Origin of the sequence: Bdellovibrio bacteriovorus (assembly GCF_048286975.1) — a bacterium.
GTDB lineage: Bacteria > Bdellovibrionota > Bdellovibrionia > Bdellovibrionales > Bdellovibrionaceae > Bdellovibrio > Bdellovibrio bacteriovorus_H.
The window spans coordinates 193,739-218,331 of record NZ_JBLVRT010000003.1 but is presented as its reverse complement, the minus strand read 5'-3'; the positions used below and the strand labels follow the sequence as shown (position 1 = coordinate 218,331).

Genomic DNA, 24,593 nt, shown 5'->3' with positions numbered 1-24,593 from the left:
AGGAGATTTAATGAAAACGACTGTCACAACATCGGTGGGTGGAAAACAGATTACCATCGAAACAGGCCGTTTGGCGAAACAAGCGGATGGCGCCGCTTTGGTAAGCTCCGGTAACAACATGGTTCTTGTTACTGCAACTTCCTCAAAAAAAGCCTCTGAACTGGATTTCTTCCCTCTGACTGTTGAGTACATTGAGAAGTTCTACGCAACAGGCAAAATCCCAGGTGGTTACTTCAAACGTGAAGCAAAACCAACCAACGACGCGGTTCTGATCGCTCGTCTTATCGACCGTCCAATCCGCCCTGTATTCCCTGAAGGCTACCGCCACGAAACACAAATCGTTGCGACGGTGTTGTCTGCGGATGGCGCATTCCCTCTGGAAATTCTAGCGAGCCTTGGTGCATCCGCGGCTTTGCATTGCTCTGATATTCCATTCAACGGCCCGACAGCAGCTGTGCAAATCGCACGCGTTGACGGTCAGTTCGTTGCCAACCCAACTCCACAGCAGATGGAAAAATCTGACATGGACATGATCGTTGCGGGTACTCGCAATGGTTTGTTGATGGTTGAAGGTGAAACGAAATTCATCTCTGAAGCAGACGCTTTGGCAGCATTGAAATTCGGTCACCAGTCTTTGATTCCTCTTCTGAACGCACAGGATGAGTTGCGTGAAAAAGCCGGTTCTGTGGCGAAACGCGCTTTCACTGCTCCATCCATCGATGCAGACTTCAAAAACAAAGCTGAAGGCCTGTTGAGACCAAAAATTGCGGCGGCTCTTTCCATCAAGGAAAAGCAGGACCGTTATGCAGCTGCCAACGAAGCAGCGGCGGAAGCTGAAAAAGCTCTTCTTGCTGACATCGCTGACAAAGAGCTTTTGAAGCAGCGTAAAAAAGAACTGAACTCTATCGTTGAAGATTTGAAATACCAGGAAGCCCGTTCCATGATTCTGGATCGCGCTGTTCGTATCGACGGTCGTGACGTGAAAACTGTACGTCCTATCGCGAACGAAGTGGGTATCCTGCCTCGCGCTCACGGTTCCGGCTTGTTCACCCGTGGTGAAACTCAAGTTTTGGGCACTGTGACTTTGGGTACGGCTGACGACGAACAAATGGTGGATTCACTGTTGGGTCTTCAGAAGCGCAAGTTCATGCTTCACTACAACTTCCCTCCATACTCTGTGGGTGAAGTGGGTCGTATGTCCGGTACCAGCCGTCGTGAGATCGGTCACGGTAACCTGGCTGAACGCGCGATCAAAGCGGTTCTTCCGGACTTCGAAAAGTTCCCTTACACAATCCGTATCGTGTCTGAAGTTTTGGAATCCAACGGTTCCTCTTCCATGGGTACTGTTTGCTCCGGTATCATGGCTTTGCTTGACGCCGGTGTTCCTTTGAAAGCCAACGTTGCCGGTGTGGCAATGGGTCTGATCAAGGAAGGTGACCGCGTTGCGGTTCTGACGGATATCCTTGGTGACGAAGATCACCTGGGTGACATGGACTTCAAAGTGGCGGGTTCTCCTGCGGGTATCACTGCTTTGCAGATGGATATCAAAATTGACTCCGTTTCCTTCGAAGTGATGGAGCAGGCTTTGGCGCAAGCTAAAGAAGGCCGCGCTCACATCCTGAATGAGATGGAAAAAGTGATGAAGGTTCCTCGTGGTCAGATCTCTGAATTTGCACCTCGTATCGAAACCATCAAAATCAAGCCAGACAAGATCCGTGAAGTGATCGGCTCCGGTGGTAAAGTGATCCGTGGTATCACTGAAGCTACTGGCGTTAAGATCGAGATCCAGGACGACGGTACAATCAACATCGCGTCTGCAGATCCGGAAGCAACCAAGAAAGCAATTGCAATGATCAACGACATCATCGCTGAAGCTGAAGTGGGCAAGACCTACAAAGGCCGCATCGTGAAAATCGCTGAGTTCGGTGCTTTCGTTGAAATCCTTCCGAACACACAAGGTCTTTTGCACATCTCTGAAATCTCCAACGAACGTGTACGCGCAGTTTCTGACGTACTAAAAGAAGGTGAAATCATCGATGTGAAAGTTCTTGAAGTGGACCGTTCTGGTCGCGTCAAGCTTTCCCGCAAGGCTTTGCTACAGTAATAGATGAATACAAAGTTCAAAAAATCTGAACTTTCTAACGGGATCCGGGTGGTGAGTGAACTCCATCCAGGGTCCCGTGCCGTTTCTATGGGTATTTGGGTTTTGACGGGCACCCGGGATGAAACTCCTGACGTGGCCGGGATCTCTCATTTGCTTGAGCACCTTGTGTTCAAGGGGACCAAAACCCGTTCGGCCTATCAAATTGCCAAATCCTTGGAAGCTCTGGGCGGGGAGCTGAACGCTTACACCACCCGTGAGTACACTTGTTATCATGCTCTGGTTCTGAAGGATCACTGGGAAAAAGCCCTGGATGTTCTGGCAGACCTGGTTTCGAACATGAAGCTGACCCAGAAGGAATTCGACCTTGAAAAAGGTGTGATCCTTCAGGAAATCGCCATGTCCGAAGACAGCCATGAAGACATGGTCTATGACGTGTTCTATGAACAGGTCTATGGCGCACATCCATTGGGTCGTCCTATTCTGGGCACGCCGGTATCGGTGGCGCGCATGAAGCAGACCCAAGTGATGAACTATTATAAAAAAACCTACACCGGCAAAAATATCATCGTCAGCGCCTCCGGGTGCATCGATCATGATGATCTGATGGCCGGGATCCAAAAGCGCCTGGGCGCAAAAAAGAAAAGTGAACTGAAAAACACCCGTCGCGTGCCACGCTGGTTGAACCGTCGTCACGTCGTTGAAAAACAGGCGGAGCAGGTTCACATGCTGTTGGGTCTTCCGACAGCCAGCTTCCAGGACAAACACCGTTTTGAGGCGGTGGTCACCAACACTTTGCTGGGCGGAGGGATGACCTCGAAGCTGTATCAAAGTGTGCGTGAAAAAAGAGGCCTGGTTTATTCCATTCACTCCAGTCTGAACACCAACATTGATTCCGGCATGCTGACAATTTATGCCGGCACCGAGGCGAAGAATGCGCGCAAGGTGGGGGATCTGATTTCGAAAGAATTCGCCAAGATCCGCAAAGCGGGTGTGACCAAGGCGGATGTTGAGATGTGTAAAACTCAAGTCATCGGCAGCATCCTGCTGGGATCTGACGACATTGAAAACCGCATGACCTCACTGGCCGTGAACGAGATGGTCTTTGGACGTTATCGCGCGGTAGAGTCCGTCATTGATGAAATCAAAGCAGTGACAGTGGATTCAGTGAATGAGTATATTCGCAACGTCCTGGATCTGGACAAAGCCGCAGGCGTTCTGCTGGGCCCTGAAGTGACCAAGCTTCAGGACTGGTGGCAAGATCTAAAACTGTAAAATTTAGGAAGGGCATCAAATGCAAAAACTGGCTGTAAAAATCAAAAAACTTGAAAACTTCCATGGCGATCTGCCTCAGTATCAGTCTTTGGGCGCCAGTGGTTTCGACGTGCGTGCCCAGCTTGCCGGTCCAGTGGTTTTGAACCCGGGTGAAAGAGCGATGATCCCAACCGGCCTCAGTTTCGAAATCCCGCTGGGTTACGAAATCCAGGCGCGCCCCCGCAGCGGCTGGGCAGCAAAAAGCGGCCTGACTGTCCTGAACACTCCGGGCACCATCGATGCTGACTATCGCGGCGAAGTAAAAATCATCGTGATCAACCTGGGCAACGAAGCGGTCACCATCAACGATCAAGAGCGCTGCGCTCAGCTGGTGCTGGCACCCGTAATCCAAGCACAATTCGAACTGGTTAACGAACTAAGCGACACCGAGCGTGGAGCAGGTGGTTTCGGCTCCACTGGAAGAGCATAGTTCTTTCGAAGAAAAACCAAACTGTCTGTCAAAGTTGGACAATCAAAAAGAGCACCTTTAGGTGCTCTTTTTTTGTTTCAAGATAAGCGTGTTAATAACGTGAACTCGAGAAAGAGGGTCTGTCTTGGTTCCGGCAGACTGATGCCAGAAACAGAAGCGACCTCCGTGGGCGCCACGATGGCGCGCACCCGCGCGCAGCGCGGGCCACGGCAGAGCCCGGACGGCGTGTTGCGGAGTTGCAGGCAGCAGACTGACGGAGCCAAGACAGGCCCGTCGTATCTACCCCAGGCGTTCAAGACGGGAGATGTCGATTCTGTTCCAGAGCCAGATGATGAAGACGATGGCGAACAGGATTGTGACTAATCTGAGCGCGCGGCGTTTTTCCATCTGGAAGTTTTCAGTCAGGCCCACCGCCATCAGCAGTGCTGTGAAGGCAAAGCCCACCAGGGTGATCGGGGGCAGCAGTTCTGATCCCACCTGGAAAATAAAGAACGGGATGTTCGCAAAAAGCACCAGCGTGAAGATCTTGCGCAGGGAGCAGGTGCGTTTTTCAAAGACCTGGAAGTAATAGTAGATGAACAAAGAACCGATGAAGGTCGTCACTGCCGCCACGATCGGGGACACGATGATGCCACCCATGATGCGGAAGAAGTTTGGCGGAACCAGGCCGGTCAGAACTCCGGAGATGATCGACAAAGCCACCAAAGTCATGATCAACAACGGCCAATTCCAGTCGGGAAGTGTTTTGATTTTTTCAACCGGGTGGCGAAGGTAGTTGATGATGTAGCGGACGACCTCTTTGGTCATTTCAAAAGAGGGCTGCTGTTTGTTCGGGGTGACGTCACGATAGTCGCTCATAGTATTATCTCACCACCACGCTCTAGGTCTGGCAAGGTGTATTTAGGACTGCCGAAGATCCATTTCCGCCAATGTTTGGGCGCGCTCCAGGAGCAGGCCTGAGTTTTCAAGAGCGGTGTCAGGCAAAGCTCCCAAAGAACTTAAACTGTTCAGGTCCTTGCGGCGGACCCATTGCTTGTGCAGACGATATCCCAGATGCAAAAACAGGCTGCCTTTAGGGGTGTCCACCATCTCAATTTCGCCCACGGGCAAGGGAAAGGCCCGCAGATCCGCCGGGCCGGCTTCCAGATCGCTGTCGCAAATCCGGGTGATACTGACGACCGACGGCGATCTTTTGCGCAAGATATCCTGAAGCTCCAGGAATGTCGGAGTGTCCACGACCAGATGGAACTTGCGGTTTTGGGACTCCTGCTGATTCAGGAAATATTCAAACCGCTCCTGGCGCAGGCGGGTTTTGTTCCAGGGCAGATGCAAAGTGAAAACTTCATAGCCGTGTTCAGCCAGATAAGGAGTATAAAGATTCCAGTAGGTGCTGAAGTAAAACATCGAACGGGGACCTGTTACAAACAGCATAGGGAAGCGGGTTAAAAGGCAATTGGGTTTCAGTTCAAAGGATACGTCTTTACGACGGCGGGCCCGGTTGGTCATCAAAGCCAACCCCAGAAAGAAAACTGCCAAGGAAAGAGTAAATACAATAACGTCCACACTTGATTATAGAAATTCTTCTGCAGAAAAATCAAGGTCTCTAGAATCGGCGCATCCATTCAAGCAAGGTCTGCACTACATCGGCGCGGTCATCTTCCTGGCTAAGTTCTGTGCGAACAGACCAGTTGCCACCCAGACGGCGGCGCAAAGTGAATTGGCGCTGCTCGGTCATATTCGACTGCATGCTGAAGGTGGTGTTGTCGTCCAGACGCATGCGGGCGGTGTAGGACTGGCTGTTGGGGTCATAGCTGATAGACTGAATCGGTGTCGAAGACAGGAACAGCAGCGAGAATAAACCCAGTGCACCATCAGACACCGCCCTGCTCATGTTGGATGTGGAGTTGACCTCATCCTCGTTCAGTTCATCCAAAGACTTGTCGAAGAGCAGCACTGAAAGAATCTGCTGCTGATTCAGCTGTGGGTCGCTTTCCAGGTTCACGATCGGGCGCTGGGTGTTTCCCAGCAACAATATACGGATGTTCACTTCCGGATTGGAATAAGAGATCTTACCGGACAGTTCCGGGGCGACGGTGTCCGGATGGAAGATCAAATCCACATTGTTGACCGTGGCCTTTTTGCGGAAGAATTCAAAAGGAAAGCTTTGCACCATGACCTTGCCTTGGGGCTTGCGATCACTTTGCGCCTGAATGTCCAAAGCAATTGGCACAGGACTTTGCAACAGGTTCGATGAAATCAGCACGGGCTTTTCTGTTTTGACCCTCACGGACCATTGCAGTTCAAACGGCAGCTTGGTTGTAGGGTAGGGATTTTCTTCTTCAATAATATCCAGATCCTTGCGCATGACGAAGCGTTTGTCTGGCAGAACTTGTGGCGGGACGGCCAAGCGCAAAGGTGGGGCTTGCAAGTGCACGTCTTGCAAAACGACATCGGAATGAACCTTTAGGCCCTGAGGTCTTAAAACCTTCCCCAGGGTTTCCAGATCTGCAGTGGCTTTCACAAACAGCCTTTGATTCTTGGAGCTTAAGCGAGTCTGCGCAGTCGCATCCGCAGTCAGCGGTGATTCCAGATCCGTCAGCTGAGCATGAACGTCAAGATCGACGTCGCCGGTCAGCACGTGCAGGGGGGCGGGTACCGCAAACGGTGTGGATTCGAACAGATCTTTCCAAATCACAAAGTCCGGGATGCGCAAGTGGACTTCGACCCCCGCTTTGGCGGCGGTGATTTTCAATGGCTTTTGCAGTTTGATTTCCACTTCGCCATCTAACTTGGCTTGTGCTTGAAGGAACGTGTTGGCGCCACTCAGCTCGGCCTGACCGCCAATTCTTAAGCGCTCGGCAGCGCCCTTGCCCAGTGTGTGAGCGGCCAGCGTGGCGCTCAGAAGTGTTTCCACATTTTTGATTCCCGCACGGTTCTTGTCAGGGGTGACAATCAATCCGCATTGCAGGCCGGCTTTGGCTGGATAACCTTTTTCGGAATCCAGAGTCGCCTTCACTGCGCAGTCCTGCAGGCGCAGTGAAATTTTGCGCCAGACGTTTTTAAGCTGAATGTCACCCAAAGTGACATTCAGCTCTTTATTCGACCAGTGCAGGTCCACAGCGGGGTTCAGTTTGATCTTCCCATAACGGATCAATGGCTTTGCTTGCGCGCGAAGATCGCGGCCCCAGTTCGCCGATAAAGGTGATTCGATGCTCAGGGATGGCAGCGTGACTTGGGCTGTTCCATTCACCACTAACTTTTGTAAATCCAAAAGGATATTGGCCTGCGCCTTGGCGGCAAAAGTGCCTGCTTGTTCTGCCTGGGCGGAAAGATTGAAATGCAATTCTGTGGCCTGATCACCTGGCAGGCGAGTCAGTTCTGCTTGGGCCAGCAGCGGGGCCCCTTCGGCGAAGTTCACCCGGATATTTTTAAGTGACAGACGCAAAGACCCAATCAAATTGAAATCCAGCTGCTGCGGCATCAGCTCAGCAAACGCCGGCAGTTTCAAATCAGGCAGCACGGATTTGGGTTCCTCCGGGGTCTCTTCTTTGGCGGGCAGGTTGAGGGTCAGCTCGGACACGTCCATGGTGACCTCGCGCAGCTGTTCCAGATGCGGTCGCCAGTTTGTGACAGCCATCGCCACATCCACAGAAATTGCGGGTGCACAGGTGTGTAGCAGAGGGGCGTAAGATACGCACAGGTTTTTAGCCGCCACCTGAATACGCTTGTGACTCCAGTCCGGACTTTCAAATTTAAAGCCCAGCTCATCCCAGGAAATTTTCAGATTGTCAGGGGCATACTGCAAAGCCCAGCGCACGTTTTTTTCGTTGATGACAACTTCAGGTCTCATCCACACATAGGCCAATGCGCCAATCAGCAGAATGAACAGCAGCAGAAGGGACAGAGCAAAGATCTTCAGGGATTTCTTTAGCAACGCCATCAGAACTCCCTTCCGAAGCTGAAGAAGAACTGATACCCCGGATCGACATCGTTTGGAACAGGATCAATGACAAAGCCCCGGCCCAGAGTCGCACGCATGGATCCGATCGGGGAACCCCAGCGCAGCCCCGCACCCGGAGAATAATAAAGAGCCGAGTTAAGCTTCATCGAAGACTCGCCACCCTTTGCGGCGTCAAAAAAGATCAACGGCTGAAGATTGTAAGGCAGTACATCTCCGGCACGCAGCTCAAGGCCCTGATAGATGTAAGTCAGATAGCCTTGTCCCTCCTGAGGCAACTGCTTACGGGCAAAGCCGCGCAAGTCGGCGTCGCCTCCCATGAAGAAGCGCCAGTTGACCGGGATCTGACTGCTTTCAGTAAAGCCATCCGGCAAAATGAAAGCTCCCATCGAACCACGCCAGCCCAAAATCAAAAACGGTGGATCCCAACCCTGCAAATTCCAAAGCACCTGATGGCGCAAAGTCAGACGATGCAAGTCTTCATTGGCAACAGCCCCTTCGACCTGCGAGGCGGAATTAAACGTGACCGTCCAACCCTTCTGGGGATCGGCCAGATAGTATTCGTACATGTGGCTGGTCAGACTGACTTCAGTGCCCAGATACAAAGAGTCGATGCGGTACGGCCCCGGGCCCCGGATAACATCCGTTCGAGTCAGGTAAGGCCCCAGTTGAAAACTGCTCGTCGCAGTGGACCACTCCTTTCCGAATGAAACTCCGGTTCCCATCTCATAAGTCATGGCCTCGTAGTTGCTTTCTGATTCGTGGCGAATTTTTGCGCCGCTGATCAGGTGGGTGCGCGAGCTTAAGTCATCCAGGAAATAGTGATAGTGATTGAAGGTGATGTACTGCTCGATAAACGAAGCGTAAAGCGAAGTCTCTAATGAATCCGCTGAGTCAGTCAGGCGCGCCTGTTTGAACGTCGATTTGATCAAAGCACCGCCTTCAGAATCAAAGCCGACGCCGAAGCTGAGCAAGCGGGGTTTGGCGGGGATCATTCGGCGCACGATCGAATAACTTCCGTCCTTCTGGCAGGCGATGTCGTAATAGGTGCTAAGAAACAAATCTTCATTCAGCACTCGGGTGGAGCTTAGCTCCAGCAGGCGAATGTCAAAGGGCTCGCCCGGAAGAAACGCGGAAAAGCGCTCCAGGATGGCGGGATCTAAATCCTCTTCACCCACGGTCGGATAGGTGGCGAAGACGGCAGGGCTTCCGGCATTTACATCCAGCAGAAAGGTTTCTTCGTCGATGATTCCGCGGGATTCAACCTGAGGGCACACATAACCATTTTCCTGCAGGCGGCGCAGGGCCCACTTGTTGATCTCATCCAGGGTATTCGGAGTGAAGGGGCGATTCAGAATATATCGGCGCTTCTTCCAGTCCCAAACGGGCGGGGCGTGCAGGACGTTGAGCTTTTTTACGTGGGACTTGGGCCCGGTTTGCACCAGAAGCAGATCTTTTTCATAGGTGAACTGGGCCTGATGATAAGCGCGGCTTTGCAGGAAACTTTTCAGGAAAAAAATACGTTGGTTGTCCGGAATGCTTTTCCACGCGTCATTTTTTGGGGTGCCGCACAGCCAGTCTTTTTCGGTGTCGGTGAATTTGATCTCTTCGCTGCCTTCAATGCGAATGCCACACAGGGATGTGGTGGCCGCCTTGGCAGAAACAGAGGTCAGAAGTGTCAGCAACAACAGGAAAAAGGGCATGCCTAGAGTTAACAGTTCTTAGGCATGCGGGCAAGGTTCGGGAATGATTTACAGGGATGTGTTCAGGCGGAAAGCGAAGTCAAAAGAGTTTTTGTCAGATGTGCGGTTCACCATGGCCGTGTGAGCGCTGACTTCAGCCCCCAGGGACAGGTGTTTGTGCACCTGAGCCATAAAGCCCGTGGAAACAATCAGGGACGGTGTTGTTTCATTAACGCTAATACCTTTGGACGAGTCGCTGAAGCGCAGGAAGCGGTTGGAAAGGCCCGAGCTGATGGAATAAGACCAGATGCTTTCCAGACGGTTGGTGTAACCGATTTTCAGATCCATTTCGCGCAAAGTGAACTCTTCGCTGCCGGAAGAAGACACGCCGTAGTTTTTAAACACTCCTTCAGAGTACCAGTTCGGAGAAAACAGATCCATCCCCAGGGACAGCTGAATGCCATTGGTGTGGCGGTTGAAGTTCTGATTGTTGGCGGAAATGTTGGTGAAAGAGTTGGCATAGCCAATTCCCGCGTGCAGGCGAACGTCATCAAACGAACTCGTAGAGCTTTGGGTCACTTTTTGCTTTTTTGCGCTCAATTCATTGAGCAGGTCCTCATAGCTGACCTCTTCATACTCAGAGTCGCCGGAAGCGGCCTGGACCAAGGTGGGAGCGGTAAAGAGGGAAGCGGCGATCAAAGCGAACTGAATTGTTTTAATGATTTGCATACCCCATTCTATCAAGGCTTTGTCATTTTTCAAAAATTGATCTTTCGTTCTGGACCTTGTCTTTGGCAGACTAGAAGTATGTTGTCGTTCTTTAAGACTCGCCATAATTGTTACTGTGCCTTCTGTAAAAGCCCCCGCCGTATTTATCGTCGCAAGAATATTTCACTGATGAATATTCTGGGCAGTGCCTTGGCATCCGTGGTGATTATGTTCGCGTTGTGGCAGCAGTATGATCCGCGTGTGATGGTGGCCTTTGTGGTGTGTCTGGCGATTTCTGAAGTCTTCGTGAAAATCCGCTGGAGACTGTCCGTGGTCTGCCGCGTGTGCGGGTTTGATCCTGTTCTTTATCTGAAGGCACCGGAGCAGGCGGCGAGTAAAGTGAAAGAACAGCTGGATGTTCGCCGTCAGGATCCTAAATATCTGCTGGCAAAACCTCTGAATTTGCCCGCAATTCCCGCAGACAAAGCGAAGGCCCTTCAGGATAAGGGCAAAGGCCGCTTGGTATCGCGTTCAATTTGATCTAAAGATTGCAAGTCGGGGCTCTTTGTGACAGCTTAGAGCCATGAAAAATCTGGTCGTAATTCCTACCTACAACGAAAAAGAAAACATTCAGGCGATTGTGCCTGCTGTATTGGCGCAGAACCTGGGCGTCGAAATTCTGGTTGTTGATGACAACTCTCCGGATGGCACAGGGGCCATTGTTCGTGAAATGCAAAAAAGCATGCCGCAACTTCATATTCTTTCCCGTCCTGGCAAGCAGGGTTTGGGTAAGGCTTATATCGCGGGCTTTCGCTGGGCCATGGATCATGGCTTTGAGGGCATTATCGAAATGGATGCAGATTTTTCTCACCGTCCCGAGGACCTGGGGCCTTTGATCAAGACAATGGAAGCCAATGATTTTGCTGTGGGTTCCCGCTATGTGGATGGTGGGCGCACGGTGAACTGGGGTTTGATCCGCAAGATCATCTCCCGCGGGGGCGGCATCTATTCCCGATTGATTCTGGGCTTCCCGCTGAATGACTGGACAGGGGGGTTCAACGCCTGGAAAAAAGAGGTTCTGCACGGGATTGATCTTTCCACGGTTGAATCCAACGGTTACAGCTTCCAGATTGAATTGAAATACAAAGCTTTGAAAAAGGGTTTCAAAGGGGCGGAGTCTCCGATTGTCTTTGAAGACCGTCGTGTGGGCCAAAGTAAAATGTCTCTGAAAATTGTGCTTGAGGCTTTCTATCGTGTTTGGCTTATGCGCTTTAAATAGGGCAGCACTGCTGCTCTTGCTGTTCTTTCTTTTTCCCGTCAACTTGTGGGCGCAGGCCCAGCAGGCGACGGTGATTCTGGATGGCGCCCTGGTGTATCAGGACGCCGACTTTGATGCGCCGGTGATCACCACTTTGAAAATCGGTTCTGTTTTTAATATCTCCACCAACAAAAAAGGTCCGTTCTATAAAATCCGTCTGAAACCCGGGCATCTGGGGTGGATTTCCGACACGGATATCAAGCCGGGCATTATCAAAATTCCCAAGCCTGAGCAGGTCAAGCTGAGCGAAGCCAAGGAAGAAAAAAAGAAAAGACCTTTCTTTGCCACCCGCTATCGCGGCCCGGTTCTGCAGATGACGAATTTCACTGAAGACACGTTAAGAGAAGAGCGCACTGACAGCCTGTTGTTCTATGGAGTGAAGTTTAATGGCTTTAACACGCTTTTCAGCGGCGAGATCTACACGGACGCCAATATCTTGTTCCACTTCGGTGCGCCTTCGTATTACGAGGACTATACCAAAAAAGCCGCTGACGGCTTTATCTTCATGACGGACTTCACTTTCCAGACAGTCATCCCCCAGGGCAAAAATTTTATTTACTACTATGGTTTTGGTCCGATGTTTAAGTATTCACACTTCAATATCGATGTGCCCAGCAACGGCGAAACTTTAAGTTATTCCGCCGATGATATGACTCTCGGAGCGGTGATCGATCTGGGGATTGGCGCCCGCCTGGGCGGCATGTCCTTACGAACCAATGCGAAATACTACTGGGAACGAACCAAATATTTCGCCTTCGGCCTGAATCTGGGCTGGGACTTCTGACGCGCAGCTTCGGAAAAAGTAAGCAGGTACCTTTTGTGGAAGCGAGGTGTTATGAAGGCGCTTCTTAGAGGGGGCTCTTTGTGCGTTTGGCTGCATTGTTTTTTGTCATTCTTTTCAGTTCTGTTTCTTTTGCGGGTGGGGACATTGAGCCTTACTTCGAGGCTTTGAAAAATTCCGGCGCTAATTTTGAACCTGACGGCACTGTTTGTGAGGAAATTGCCCGTCTTGAAGTCACCAAAGAATTTGGTGATGCTTATGAAGTGACCACCGGGGTGGAATACAGCCTGGGGGAAGACACTTTAGGAGAGCTTGATGTGGTGGTGTTTGAGAAATCCACGCATAAAGTCGTTCTGGTGGCCGAGGTGAAGTGCTGGAAAAATTTGCAGCAGGCCATGGACAAGCTGAAAGCTCAGCGTGACCGATTTACATGGAATTTGACCAAACACGCCAATCACATTCAGTTTCAGCCCGATACAGGCCTGAACTTCCGCGTGGAGGACTTCCAGGGGCCGTTTAAATTCCGCGCTATTTCTCAGTTTGGCGGTCTAAAAAAGGGCTTTGATCAAGAGATCCAACTGACTCTGACCGAGGTCAAACAACTGCGCTCGAAACTGCTGAAATGTCAGGCCTGGGGCGAGTGTCTGCGCCCACAATAGTCCTTTGACTTGAGGGGGGAGCTCATGCAAATTCCCCCTATGTCGATCCAGATTTTATCCCCTGAAGTTGTTGACCAAATCGCCGCGGGCGAGGTGGTGGAGCGTCCTGCTCATCTCGTCAAAGAACTTGTGGAAAACAGCATCGATGCCGGCGCCACCCGCGTGCACGTGGAATTCTACGACGGCGGCCGCATCGTTAAGGTGATCGACAACGGCAAGGGGATGTCCCCGGAAGATTTGCCCAAATCCCTGGAACGATTCGCAACCAGCAAAATCTCAAAAACCGATGACCTGTGGTCTTTGCGCACTTTCGGTTTCCGCGGCGAAGCTTTGGCCAGTATCGCCTCTGTCAGCAAGCTGACACTGACTTCGCGTCGTGCCGGGGATGAGCAGGCCCATCAACTGATCAGTGAATACGGAAAAAGAAAAGAGATCGACAAAGTCGGCGGTTCGCAAGGCACGACCATCCTGATTGAAAACCTTTTTGATAACACTCCGGCGCGTTTGAAATTCCTGAAGTCTGATTCGGCTGAAAACTCGGCGATCAAGACGACCTTGAAGGCGATGGCCTTGTCACATTACGATGTCGAGTTCCGCATTCAGGAAAATGGCAAGCTTGTGGCGTTCTGGCCGGCGTGTAAATCCCGCAAGGACCGTGTTGAACAAATTCTTGAAATCAAACCTCTGTTCGAAGGCGAAGCTTCCCGTGAAAACGTGAAGGCCTATGCGGTGTTTGCCGATCCTCATAACGTCGCCAAGACTTCTAAAAACATCTGGCTGTTTGCGCAAAATCGCTGGATCCAGGATCGCAGTCTGCAGGCGGCCGTGAACGAAGCCTATCGCAGTCTTCTGATGCACGGAGAATATCCGATTGCCGCCGTGTGGGTGGAAGTGGATCCGGACTGTGTGGACGTGAATATTCACCCGACAAAATCCCAGGTGAAATTCCAGGATCCGTCCCTGGCATTCCGGGCTGTGGCGGCGGCTTTGCGTGGCACGCTGGAGCAGGCACCCTGGATCAAGCGCTCGGATGTGGCAACGCAGAATGTGACCATGCCGCTTACGCAGAACTCTTCTGAAGAATTCAAATCCACCGACGGGCTTCCGAACTTTGCTTCGCAACCCATGCCTCAGCAGAATCTGCGCTTCCAGGACAATTCTTTGGAAGTGACTCAGTTCCAGAAAAAAGAATTCAACTTCCCGGCGTCCAGTTTTCCGGTCTCATCATTGCAACAGCCGCAGACCACTTATCAGTCCCTGGCTGAATCGGCGGCTCAGCGTGAATCCTTTGCTCCGAAAGCAGAGGAGGCTTCACTGGGTTACTGGTCTTCTTTGGAGGTTCTGGGGCAGGCGAATTTGACGTACATCGTGACTCAGTCCAGAGACAAGCTGGTGTTCGTGGATCAGCACGCCGCTCACGAGCGTGTGGTGTTTGAAAAACTGATGAACGCCTGGAAGGGCGGGAAGGTTGATATTCAAGACTTCCTGTTCCCGCTGGCGATTGATATGTCTCCGGAAAAAGTCGAAGGTCTTTTGACCATGGCCAAAGAAATGGAACGCCTGGGTGTGTTTATTGAAGCTTTGGGTCCGGGCACGGTTGGTGTTAAAGCCGCCCCGTTGATGATCAAAGAATCCAGCCTCAGTGGTGTTTTGGACAAGATGGCGACCGAGATCGTGGATCAGGGTGGCAGTTATTCTTTGGAAAGAACTGTGGGCGACATTTGTGCGACGATGGCGTGCCATTCCGTGGTGCGTGCGGGGCAGTCACTCAGCCCGGATCAGATGCGCAGCCTGCTTCGTGACATGGACATGTTCCCGCTTTCAAGCTTCTGTCCTCACGGTCGCCCGGTCAGTGTGGAATACCCATACTACAAGCTGGAAAAAGATTTCGGACGAATAGTTTAATGGCGAAAAGGCATGTGATTTTTGTTGTCGGCTCCACGGCCACCGGGAAATCCGAGTGGGCGCTGAAGCTTGCGCAGGAATTCAACGGCATCATCGTCAACTGTGATTCGGTTCAGCTGTATAAGAAACTGGATATCGGTTCAGCCAAACCCAGCAAGGCAGAGCAGGCCTTGGTGCCGCACTATTTGCTGGATTACGTAAATCCGCCGGAAGAAATGACGGCCGGAACTTACTGCCGCGATTTTTACGATATGCTTGAAACCATTCCGGCAGAAAAGCCGGTGTTTGTGGTGGGCGGTACTGGTTTTTATTTTATGGCCATTGAAAAGGGCATGTATCCCGTGATCCCGGTGCCGGCAGAAATTCAGGCCCAGGTGGCCCTTGAGCTTGAAACTGAAGAAGGCGCCATCCGCCTGCACGCCGAAATGATGAAGGCCGATCCTGAATACGGCGCCAAGATTCATCTGGCAGATCGCTATCGTATCGGGCGGGCGATTGAACTGATTCGCAGCCAGGGAAAAAGCGTCACGCAGATTCAGGCCGAATTTGAATCCCAGCGAAAGCCGTTCCCGTTTCCGCTGTTGAAGATCGGTCCTAGTTGGGATCGCGAAGTGCTGCGTGCCCGCATCGGGCAGCGCGTGGAAAAGATGCTCGCTGCCGGTTTGGTGGCAGAGGTTCGGGGGCTTCTCGATGAAGGTCTGGCTTCGTGGGCGCCGATGAGCAGCGTGGGTTATACAGAGACACTTGAATATCTGCGTGGAGAGATGAGTCTTTCGCAGCTGCAGGAACAGATCACGACAAACACTCATCAGCTCGCCAAAAGACAGAGAACCTGGTTTCAGCGGGATAAAGACATTCAGTGGTTCGACGGAGCCTCGGGTTTTGCTGAGGCTCGAACCGTGGTCGAGAAATTTCTCAAACCTTGACCCTGATTCGGTGGAAAGCCGAGAATAGAGGTACTTATGAAAAGCATGACTGGCTACGGCACCGCAAGAGTTCAGACTAAAGACGTCACTGTGGAAGTGAGCATCCGCTCCGTGAACGGACGTTTCCTGGAGCCACGTTTTCACCTGCCGCGTGAATTTGTTTCTTATGAAGGGGAGTTGAAGAAAATCCTGAGTGGGACCCTTCATCGGGGCACGGTGGATGTTTTCGTTTCCCGCCGTGTGAAGAACACGGCCAGCAAGGCGCAGATGACCGTGAATGATGCCTTGGCCAAAAAATACATGTCCGCTTACAAGCATCTTTCCAAAGAGTTGGGTGTGCCCTTTAATGTGCACCTTGAGGTTGTGGCAAGACTGCCTGAGATCATCAAAGTTGAAGAAACCTATGAGTTGTTCAGTGGTGAAGACAAGATTCTGAAAAAAGCATTTACGGAAGCCTGTTCCAATTGTGACAAGGAACGCGCCCGCGAAGGCAAATCCCTGCAAAAGGATCTGCAAAAGCTGCTGGTGTCTTTAGAGAAACAAGTAAAGATTATCAGCGAGTTGCGTGGCGAAGCCAATGCGCAACTTCAGGATCGTTACGAGCAAAAAGTTCGTGCGCGCCTTAAAGGCAGTGAAATCGATTCCGCGCGTTTGTCCCAGGAAATCGTGATTCAGCTGGAAAAAGCCGACATCAACGAAGAACTGAGCCGTCTTGCGGAACACATCAAGAACTACCGACAGTTGGTGGGGTCGGTGACTGCTGAGGGTAAAAAGCTGGATTTCTATACTCAGGAATTGCTGCGTGAGGTGAATACCATCGGGTCAAAGTCTCAGGTAGCCAAGATCACTGCGGCTGTGGTAGAAGCAAAAACCCTTATTGAAAGACTTAGAGAACAGGTTCAAAACGTTCAGTAATTATGAAAACTCGCATGATTATCGTCGCCGCTCCAAGTGGCGCAGGAAAAAGCAGCTTTGTCGAAAGGATCACCCGGGAGGATTCCCGCTTGGTGGATATCGTCACTTTCACAACGCGCTCTATCCGCCAGGGAGAAACGCCGGGTCTGCAGTACAATTTCATTGATCACACGGATTTTGAACAAAAGATCAAAGAGGGCTTCTTTGTGGAGTGGGCGAAGGTTCACACCAATTTCTATGGAACCTCATATTCGTCCCTGGAAACAGCCTGGAATCAGGGTAAAACCGCCATTATGGACATCGACATTCAGGGCGTGGCGACCTTTAAATCCAAGTTTCCGGACGCTAAGACCGTCTTTATCCATCCCCCAAGCATTGACGAGCTGCGTCGTCGCATTGAGAAGCGCGATGGCAAGGTCCCTGCGGACATTGAAGTTCGTATGGCTAATGCCGAAAAGGAGATCCGAGAGGCCTCCAAGTTCGATTATCAGATCGTCAATGACGTGTTTGAGAAATCCTATGGGGAATTTAAGAAAATCGTTGAAGATTTACTAGCTTAGCTGTAATTTGGCCTGATCTATTTGCTGGAGGCGTAATGGCTCGTGTAACCGTTGAAGATTGCTTGGAAAAAGTACCTAACAGATTTGCCCTTGTTTTGATGGTTGCAAAACGTGCGAAGCAACTTCTGAAAGGTGCAGAAGCGACTGTTTCCACTCGTAGCAACAAATACATCGTAAGCTCCCTTCGTGAAGTCGCGATGGGCAACGTGGGCTATCAGGAAAGCCTGGATGCCAACGAAGCTATCCGTCAGATCGAAAAAGATCTGAACAAGTAATCACATTAAGAGGGTGAAGCCCGCTTGCATGTGAACCCAATAGAGGGAGGCGAAAGTCTCCCTTTTTGCGTTTTCTGGACGCCTGTAATTCTTCGTTGGACACCCCTCTGGGGTCAGGTAAGCTATAGGGAATATGTTTAATTTCCTGAAAGAGGATGGCTTAACCAACAAGCCGGTCAAAACAGTCGACGATCTGCTGGCACGCATTCGAATCTATTATCCGAATGCGGATCTCAAAATTATTGAGAAGGCCTATTCATTCTCAGAGAAAATGCACGAAGGACAAATCCGCCGCAGCGGCGAGCCGTACATTTCTCATCCTCTTTCTGTCGCTGCTATCTTGGCGGACTTCCATTTGGATCTGGACACCATTGCCACCGGTCTTTTGCATGACACCGTTGAAGACACCGCGGCCACGTTGGAAGATATTCGCCGCGAATTCGGCGATGTGATTGCGCATCTTGTGGACGGGGTGACCAAGATCGGTCAGATGAAGTTCAAAAACAGTCACGAAAAGCAGGGTGAAAACATCCGCAAAATGATCGTGGCCATGGGCAAAGACGTGCGTGTCGTTCTGGTCAAGCTGGCCGATCGCCTGCACAACATGCGGACGCTTAATTTCATGCCCTTTGAAAAGCAAGAGCGCATCGCGCTTGAAACTTTGGAAATCTACTGTCCGCTGGCGGGGCGCATGGGTATCAGTGCGCTGAAGATCGAACTGGAAGACCTTTGCTTCCGTTACTATCGCCCGGACATGTACTATGAACTTGTTCAGCAGATCAAAAAGACCGAAGCCGAGCAGAACCGCTATATCGAGGAAGTAAAACAGCTTATCGGTAAAGAGCTTAACAAAGCCGGTTTCCGTTATGAAGTGTATGGACGTTCCAAGCACTTGTGGTCCATCTACCGCAAGATGCAATCCCGTAACATCGATTACGATCAGGTTTACGATGTTCTGGCGTTCCGTGTTTTGGTGGAATCTGTGGCGGAATGTTATGCCGCTCTGGGGTTGGTCCACTCGTTGTGGAAGCCGATCCCGGGTCGTTTTAAAGACTTCATCGCCATGCCCAAGGCCAATAACTATCAGTCCCTGCACACGACCGTCATGGGGCCGGGCGGGGAGCGTATCGAGATTCAAATCCGTACCAGTGAAATGCATCTGGTTGCGGAAAAAGGTATCGCTGCTCACTGGAAGTACAAAGAGCGCGGCAAGATGATGGACGACGGTGATCTGCAGCAGGCCAACTGGCTGCGTGATCTGGTGTCGTGGCACCAGAACGTGCGCAATCCTGATGAATTCCTGGACACCGTCAAAACGGATTTGTTCGAAACTGAAATTTACGTTTTCACTCCGACCGGAGATGTTCGTGAATTCCCTGAAGGTGCCACACCGGTGGACTTTGCCTTCGCGGTTCACACAGAGCTTGGCAACCGCATTGTCGGCGCCCGCGTCAACGGCAAAATGGTGCCGCTGAAATATCAGCTGCAAAACGGCGACACAGTCGAAGTTGTCACTTCCAAAACCCAGGTGCCTTCCAAGGACTGGTTGAAATTTGTCGTTACCAATAAAGCCAAATCCAAAATCCGCGCCTTCGTCAAAGAAGAGCAGCGCCGTCGTGCGATCATGCTGGGTAAAGAACTGGTGGAAAAAGAATTCCGCAAGTTCGGCATGGCCGCCGTGAAGTATCTGAAAGGCCCGGCCTTTGAGGCTTACCTGAAGGACCACGGCCTGGCGGATCTGGATGAGTTGTACGTGACCGTGGGTTACGGAAAACTTGAAACGCGCATTCTGGTGGAAAGACTTTCCCCGGAAAATATCGCCAAAGAAGCGGCAAAAACTGAAGACTCGACCTTTATGGAAAGAGTCATGCGAGCCGCGACTCAAAAAACACGCAAGACCAACTCCCTTATCAGTGTGGATGGCATGGATGACGTTCTGGTGCACTATGCGAAGTGCTGTCATCCGATTCCAGGGGATCCGATCGTGGGCTTTATCAGCCGTGGCCGTGGTATCTCCATTCATCGCAGCGATTGCCGCAAAGCTTTTGAATTCGATCAACTTCGCAAAGTCGATGTGACCTGGAACGTGAAACAAGCCGGAGAAGGTCAGGAGCGCATCGTGCGCCTGAAGATCATCTCCCAGGACGTGCCGGGATTGCTAAAACTGATGTCAGAGGCCTTTGCCCAGCAGGGGATCAACATTCAGTCAGCCCAAATCCGTACGACCAAGGATAAAAAAGCCGTATGTAACTTCGAGGTGAGCGTTCAGAACGCGAGCCAGTTGAACCAGGCGGTGTTTGAAATCCAGAAGATCAAGGGGATCATTGGGGTCACCCGTGTTATTCACTAACATCAGGAAGAATCTGCATTTCCTGATGGCTCTGGCCGTGCTGAGTATCGCCGCCGTCGTGATTTTCGGATGGATTCTGCGGGACCCGGCCCTGATTCAAATTCGTCCTGACTTTGCCCCGATGGTGATCAACACGGCGTTGGGGTTGGCCGCTCTGTCCATGGCTCTTCTTTTTTCGGAAGGGCGCTTTCCAAGAATTTCCATTTTCTCTTCGCTGTTTGCCTTTTTATTGGGGACGATCAACCTGCTTCAGTATCTGACAGGTATTGATCTGGGCATTGATCAGGCCTTGGTTGAGCCATTTTACAGTGTGGGGGTGGCTTCGCCGGGGCGCATGTCCATCAGCACATCTGTGTGTATGTTGTTGTTGGGCCTGATGGGCGTGGTGTCGGGTCGTTCTTATGCCCGCCGGATGGTGCGCATCACCATCAGTTCCCTGGTGCTTGGATTTGGTACGTTGGGTTTTCTGGGGTACTTCCTGAACTTCAGTTCAGAGTACGGATGGGGGGCGATTTCCCGCATGGCGATTCATACATCGCTGTCGTTCGTTCTGCTGTCATTGGCGCACATCATACAGCTGCGCCGTTCGGTGCGTGATGAAGAGTCCGGCCGCTCTGCCGTCGTGCCTTTGTATGTGGTTATGACCGGAGTTCTGACGGCAGTGGGTATCTGGCAGCTGTTGTTGCTGAAGGATATCGAAAGAAACCGCAGCATCACTTTGATTCGTGCTGAAAGCTTCCGCAGCAAGCTTGATGGAACGTTTATTCCCCTTGAAAAAGCCTTGCAGCACATGTCCCGTCGTATGGCCGTGGGGGCCTATCGTGATGAATCTGTGTGGCGTATGGATGCCCAGTTTTACTACGAGGAATTCAAAGGCATCCGTCGAATTGCCTGGGCGGATCAGAATCTGCTGTTGCGCTGGCTGTATCCAATGGACGACTTCAGTCGAAATATCCGCAACACCACCATGGGGCGTTCGGCTGAAATCAGACGCAGTTTGGATATGGCCCGTGAGTCCCATCAATCCCGCATTTCTCGCGTGATTGACATGAAGTCCGGCGGGCGTGGTTTTGCGCTGCTGGTCCCGGTTTATAAGAATACAGAGTTTGCGGGAATTCTCAGTGCCGGGATCGAGATTCAGACTTTTCTGGATCGTTTTGCGCGCATTGAAGGTTACCATGTGGCCATTTACGAGGACGGGCAGGAGGTTTACCGCAGTTCAGACTGGGATCCTGTGTTGTCGCGGGACTGGCTGACGCGCATTCATTATACCAATATGGGGGTGGATTGGGCGATCGTCTTTGCACCTTCAACTGGAGCCATTCGCAGCAATACATCGGCTTTGCCTTCGGTGGTGCTGGTTTTTGCCGTGGGTATTTCCGTTTTACTGGGGCTGTCGCTCAGCTTTTACAACCGCTCTGATGAAATGCGCAAACGGGCGCGGGCTGTCGCGGACTGGAAGTCGGCGGCGATGGATGCGACTCCGTTGATGATAATTTCCTTTGATGAACACGGCATCGTTCGGGAAATGAATCGCTCTGCGGAAGAAAAGACCGGCTGGAAGGCCGATGAGATCGCCGGGAAAGAGCACCCGTTCATCTTCCATGACCCTCAGGATGTGGAGCTGATGCGGCTGAAACTTGAAAGTGTGCTGAAGCGTCCGGTTGAACTGGGACTTGATTTCTTCGAAGCCATGTTTGAAGCGGGCTTTAACACTGCTTCCGAGTGGACGTATGTGAATCGCAATGGTTCCCGCTTCCTTGGGCAGCTGTTTGTTGGAAAAGTCTTTGGTGAAAACGGGGAAATGACGGGGTATCTGGCGGTTGTTGAGGACGTCACGCAAAAACGTCAGCGGGAAAAGCAGATCAAGGAGCAGGAAGACAAGATCATTGCCAGTGCACGCCTGGCCTCGCTGGGTGAAATGGCAGCCGGCATCGCCCACGAAATCAACAATCCTTTGACCATCATCAATGGTCACGTCGGCGTCTTGCGCCGCCTGCTGGGGGCTCGGGGGCTTGCCACGGACATTGAAGTGCAAAAGCGCGTCGAAGTCGTCGAAAACACCACCCAGCGCATCGCCAAGATCGTCAAGGGCTTGCGCTACTACTCACGGGAATCTGATCCAGGCGATATGGAATGGGTGACAGTGGATGCCATCATTGATGACACACTGGCGTTTTGTTCAGACAAGTTCCGGCATGAAGGGGTGGACCTGATTGCACGTCTGGAGCCGAACTTGAAAGTGTATGTGCGGCCGTATCAGATTTCCCAGGTGCTGTTGAATCTTCTGAATAATGCGGCGGATGCCGTTCAGTCGGTCAACACCCGTAAGGTGGTTGTGGAAGCCAAAGGCGTGAAGGACGGTGTCGAGATTTCAATTTCCGATTCCGGTCCGGGAGTGCCGGCGTTCCTGCGCGATAAAATTATGGAGCCCTTTTTCACGACCAAAGAGGTCGGCAAGGGGGTCGGTCTGGGATTGAGCATTTCAGAGGGAATCGTGCGGTCTCATGAAGGCAGATTCTATCTGGATACGGAAGCCAGCCAAACAAGGTTCGTGGTCTGGCTTCCTGCTAAACACTAACTACCAGAAATAATTCAGTCGCAGCCCCAGCTCTCGAGGTGAGTTGACCTGGTTGTAGCTGACGGACTGACCGCCAATAGAACTTGTGCGGTCATAGATCACATAACGGGTATCAAGCACGTTGCGCACGTACAGATCCACATTCATGCTCCACGCAGCCAAAGAATACTGCCCCAGCAAATCCAGATAGAACTGTTCCGGCGAATCCATGGTGTTTTCCGCATTGCCATAGGACTTGCTCAAGTATCTGAAGATACCTGCGGCATTCCAGTCCTGGCTGATCTGATAGCCATAAGACAGGCGACCGGTCCAGTTGGGCGCAAACGGGAATTCATTGTCGGTGTAGTCTTTGCTGCCGTTCACAAAGTCTTTGAAGCGGGTTTTTACATAACCAGCCCCCAGATTGAATTCATGGCGGGACGCCGGTTTCCAGTTGATCTCGGCTTCCGCTCCGTACAGCTCCGAGCTGGCAGCGTTGACCACTTGAGTGTCAAACGGGTCGTTCGACAACTGAACCATCACCTGCTGGTCTTTCCAGTCGGTATAGAACGCAGCCGAGCTGAAGTTCCAGTTGGAAGCAGCATACTTGTAAGACAATTCGTAGTTGCCGGTTTTTTCCGGATCGTAGGTGTCCACGCGAACACGCTTGCGGTTGATGGACAAACCACCCGTGCGGTAGCCTTCGGTGTAAGAGACCCCGTAGCTGTGCTGATCCTGAGTCAGCATGTATGCCACTTTTGGAAGCAGGATGGAGTTGTTGTCCTCGTCTTCATAGCTGCCAGTCACGCTGTCCAGATAGGCATCCACCGCGGCGTTGGTGCCGGCCCCCAGATTCTGCTTGCGGGTGGCGGTGACGTCAGCTCCGTATTTGTTTTTCACGAACTCGTAGCGCAGCCCCAGATTGATGGATTGATTTTCGGTGAACTTCCACAGGTAAGAATCAAACAGGGCAAATACCGTGCGGTACTTGTCAGTCACCTGACTTGAAGCAACGGGCGTGAAAACAGAGGCTGAAAGCGGGTACAGGATGTCGAAGCGGGCGTCGTCCTTCAGATAGTAGTCATGCGCATGGAAGCCCAGGACGTTCTTTACTTTTTCGTTCTGGAACTTCAAAAGGTTTTCCACGCTGACAAAGCGGTCGTTGTGTTCTTCCGTGCGAACACCCGCTGTTGGGTTGGCCGTGCCATCCGCATCACTGGTTTCATCGTTTTTCGCCTGGGAATAGGCGCCGATAACTTCATTCGTCCAGTTGTCATTCAATTTGACGAAATAGCGAAGGCTTGTCTGTTGGTTGCCGGTTTTGCTTTCAAAGTCCACGTCCTCGTTAACTTCATAGTCAAACGGGTTGGCACTTTGAACGTAGTTTCCACCAGTTTCATTTTGCATGATCTTGGTATTCCAGCGAACATAATCGGTTTCATTGATTTTGTAGGTCAGATCCAGCCCCAGATGGTCTTTGGATTTCCCGCCCCATTTGTTGTTGTCAGTTTTGATGTTTTTGATGAAACCATCATCCTGCTCGTGATTCACAGACACGCGGCTTAGCAGTTTTCCATCCAGCCACACGTTGTTGGTCATCACACCCGCTTCGATGCGGTTGAAGCTTCCATAACCCAGCTTTGCCGCGGCCTCGGTCTGATCCGCAGGCTTATTATGGAAAAGCAAAATACTGCCGGCCAAAGAGTTCACACCCTGAGTGGTGGACTGAGGACCGCGGTAAACTTCCGCCTGCTGGGAGTCCCACAGGTCAAAGCTGCCAGCCTTGATCGCAAGGTCGGTTTGGAAAACATCATCCACCAAGATAGAAGACAGATTGTCTTTCTGGAAGCCCGTCACGCCGGTGTTGTTCACACCACGGATACTGAAGCTGTCGTCGTTTTTGTTGATGGAAACGTTGGGAACAGCATTCAGGGCTTGGATGGAATCAGACTGAATCGGGGAGTCCAGCTCACGGCTGGGAACCACAGAAATGCTTTCGGTGCTTTCCTGATAGGATTTGTTTTCTTTAGTCCCTTGAACCTGCACGGCCTCCAGAGTGGAGGATTCCTCTGCTGAGGTCCCTTCAGCGGCCGGAGTCTGGGCGTTCAGAATCAGCGGAAAAACGGTCAGAATTGTGATGATGCGTTTCAT

The 24,593-nt window shown here is 51.6% G+C and carries 20 protein-coding genes; 14 read left to right on the top strand and 6 right to left on the bottom strand.

Translation table 11 applies throughout. The features are described 5' to 3' along the window. The first annotated feature begins 10 nt into the window (after positions 1-10). From pnp to dut, 3 genes are read left to right on the top strand one after another with little or no spacing between them, the layout of a single operon-like run. Positions 11-2,104 carry a polyribonucleotide nucleotidyltransferase gene (gene pnp / locus ACNQKP_RS11755; RefSeq protein WP_417864886.1) on the top strand — a complete coding sequence of 698 codons (2,094 nt, stop codon included), beginning with the start codon at positions 11-13 and terminating at the stop codon, positions 2,102-2,104. Positions 2,105-2,107: 3 nt separating this feature from the next. Next, positions 2,108-3,376, top strand: coding sequence for a M16 family metallopeptidase (locus tag ACNQKP_RS11750; protein ID WP_011164034.1), 1,269 nt, complete (start codon positions 2,108-2,110; stop codon positions 3,374-3,376). Positions 3,377-3,395: 19 nt separating this feature from the next. After that, a complete protein-coding gene (dut, locus tag ACNQKP_RS11745; RefSeq protein WP_011164035.1) occupies positions 3,396-3,845 on the top strand; it encodes a dUTP diphosphatase in 450 nt (149 codons plus the stop codon). 279 nt (positions 3,846-4,124) lie between these two features. Here the strand turns inward: dut and ACNQKP_RS11740 are convergent, their stop codons facing one another. The 5 genes from ACNQKP_RS11740 to ACNQKP_RS11720 all read right to left on the bottom strand — a co-directional run bounded on the left by ACNQKP_RS11740 (position 4,125) and on the right by ACNQKP_RS11720 (position 10,214). Next, complete coding sequence (locus tag ACNQKP_RS11740) at positions 4,125-4,703, bottom strand: Yip1 family protein (protein WP_417864885.1); 579 nt, start codon at positions 4,701-4,703, stop codon at positions 4,125-4,127. 42 nt (positions 4,704-4,745) lie between these two features. Beyond that, the gene (locus ACNQKP_RS11735) at positions 4,746-5,381 is read right to left on the bottom strand and encodes a hypothetical protein (RefSeq protein ID WP_417864884.1); all 636 of its coding nucleotides are present in this window, start codon (positions 5,379-5,381) and stop codon (positions 4,746-4,748) included. A gap of 67 nt (positions 5,382-5,448) precedes the next feature. Beyond that, positions 5,449-7,785, bottom strand: a complete 2,337-nt coding sequence (locus tag ACNQKP_RS11730; RefSeq protein ID WP_417864883.1) for a translocation/assembly module TamB domain-containing protein — start codon at positions 7,783-7,785, stop codon at positions 5,449-5,451. Next, complete coding sequence (locus tag ACNQKP_RS11725; RefSeq protein WP_417864882.1) at positions 7,785-9,506, bottom strand: BamA/TamA family outer membrane protein; 1,722 nt, start codon at positions 9,504-9,506, stop codon at positions 7,785-7,787. The genes ACNQKP_RS11730 and ACNQKP_RS11725 overlap by 1 nt, the downstream gene beginning before the upstream one ends. A 48-nt stretch (positions 9,507-9,554) precedes the next feature. Beyond that, positions 9,555-10,214 (bottom strand): hypothetical protein, encoded by a 660-nt coding sequence (locus ACNQKP_RS11720; protein ID WP_417864881.1) that lies wholly within the window; start codon positions 10,212-10,214, stop codon positions 9,555-9,557. Between the two features lie 78 nt (positions 10,215-10,292). On the opposite strand from ACNQKP_RS11720, the gene ACNQKP_RS11715 reads away from it, so the two are divergent. The 11 genes from ACNQKP_RS11715 to ACNQKP_RS11665 all read left to right on the top strand — a co-directional run bounded on the left by ACNQKP_RS11715 (position 10,293) and on the right by ACNQKP_RS11665 (position 22,463). After that, positions 10,293-10,733: a hypothetical protein gene (locus ACNQKP_RS11715; RefSeq protein WP_011164041.1), complete on the top strand. Its 441-nt coding sequence runs from the start codon at positions 10,293-10,295 to the stop codon at positions 10,731-10,733. A gap of 43 nt (positions 10,734-10,776) precedes the next feature. Beyond that, entirely contained in the window at positions 10,777-11,472 is a 696-nt protein-coding gene (locus ACNQKP_RS11710; RefSeq protein WP_417864880.1) for a polyprenol monophosphomannose synthase, read from the top strand. Positions 11,473-11,488: 16 nt separating this feature from the next. Then, positions 11,489-12,295: an SH3 domain-containing protein gene (locus tag ACNQKP_RS11705; RefSeq protein WP_417864879.1), complete on the top strand. Its 807-nt coding sequence runs from the start codon at positions 11,489-11,491 to the stop codon at positions 12,293-12,295. Between the two features lie 80 nt (positions 12,296-12,375). Continuing rightward, the gene (locus ACNQKP_RS11700; RefSeq protein ID WP_011164044.1) at positions 12,376-12,951 is read left to right on the top strand and encodes a hypothetical protein; all 576 of its coding nucleotides are present in this window, start codon (positions 12,376-12,378) and stop codon (positions 12,949-12,951) included. 24 nt (positions 12,952-12,975) lie between these two features. Continuing rightward, a complete protein-coding gene (gene mutL / locus ACNQKP_RS11695; RefSeq protein WP_417864878.1) occupies positions 12,976-14,856 on the top strand; it encodes a DNA mismatch repair endonuclease MutL in 1,881 nt (626 codons plus the stop codon). After that, a complete protein-coding gene (gene miaA, locus ACNQKP_RS11690) occupies positions 14,856-15,782 on the top strand; it encodes a tRNA (adenosine(37)-N6)-dimethylallyltransferase MiaA (RefSeq protein WP_417864877.1) in 927 nt (308 codons plus the stop codon). The genes mutL and miaA overlap by 1 nt, the downstream gene beginning before the upstream one ends. Positions 15,783-15,818: 36 nt before the next feature. Further along, positions 15,819-16,697: a YicC/YloC family endoribonuclease gene (locus ACNQKP_RS11685; protein ID WP_417864876.1), complete on the top strand. Its 879-nt coding sequence runs from the start codon at positions 15,819-15,821 to the stop codon at positions 16,695-16,697. Positions 16,698-16,711: 14 nt separating this feature from the next. Next, a complete protein-coding gene (gmk, locus tag ACNQKP_RS11680) occupies positions 16,712-17,257 on the top strand; it encodes a guanylate kinase (protein ID WP_417864875.1) in 546 nt (181 codons plus the stop codon). Between the two features lie 35 nt (positions 17,258-17,292). Beyond that, positions 17,293-17,532 carry a DNA-directed RNA polymerase subunit omega gene (gene rpoZ / locus ACNQKP_RS11675; protein ID WP_041577399.1) on the top strand — a complete coding sequence of 80 codons (240 nt, stop codon included), beginning with the start codon at positions 17,293-17,295 and terminating at the stop codon, positions 17,530-17,532. A gap of 133 nt (positions 17,533-17,665) precedes the next feature. Beyond that, the gene (locus ACNQKP_RS11670; RefSeq protein WP_088565543.1) at positions 17,666-19,882 is read left to right on the top strand and encodes a RelA/SpoT family protein; all 2,217 of its coding nucleotides are present in this window, start codon (positions 17,666-17,668) and stop codon (positions 19,880-19,882) included. Next, positions 19,869-22,463, top strand: a complete 2,595-nt coding sequence (locus ACNQKP_RS11665; protein ID WP_417864874.1) for an ATP-binding protein — start codon at positions 19,869-19,871, stop codon at positions 22,461-22,463. Before ACNQKP_RS11670 ends, ACNQKP_RS11665 begins: the two co-directional genes overlap by 14 nt. Here ACNQKP_RS11665 and ACNQKP_RS11660 read toward each other — a convergent pair whose 3' ends face one another. Then, entirely contained in the window at positions 22,464-24,593 is a 2,130-nt protein-coding gene (locus tag ACNQKP_RS11660; RefSeq protein WP_417864873.1) for a TonB-dependent receptor, read from the bottom strand. It lies immediately after the preceding gene.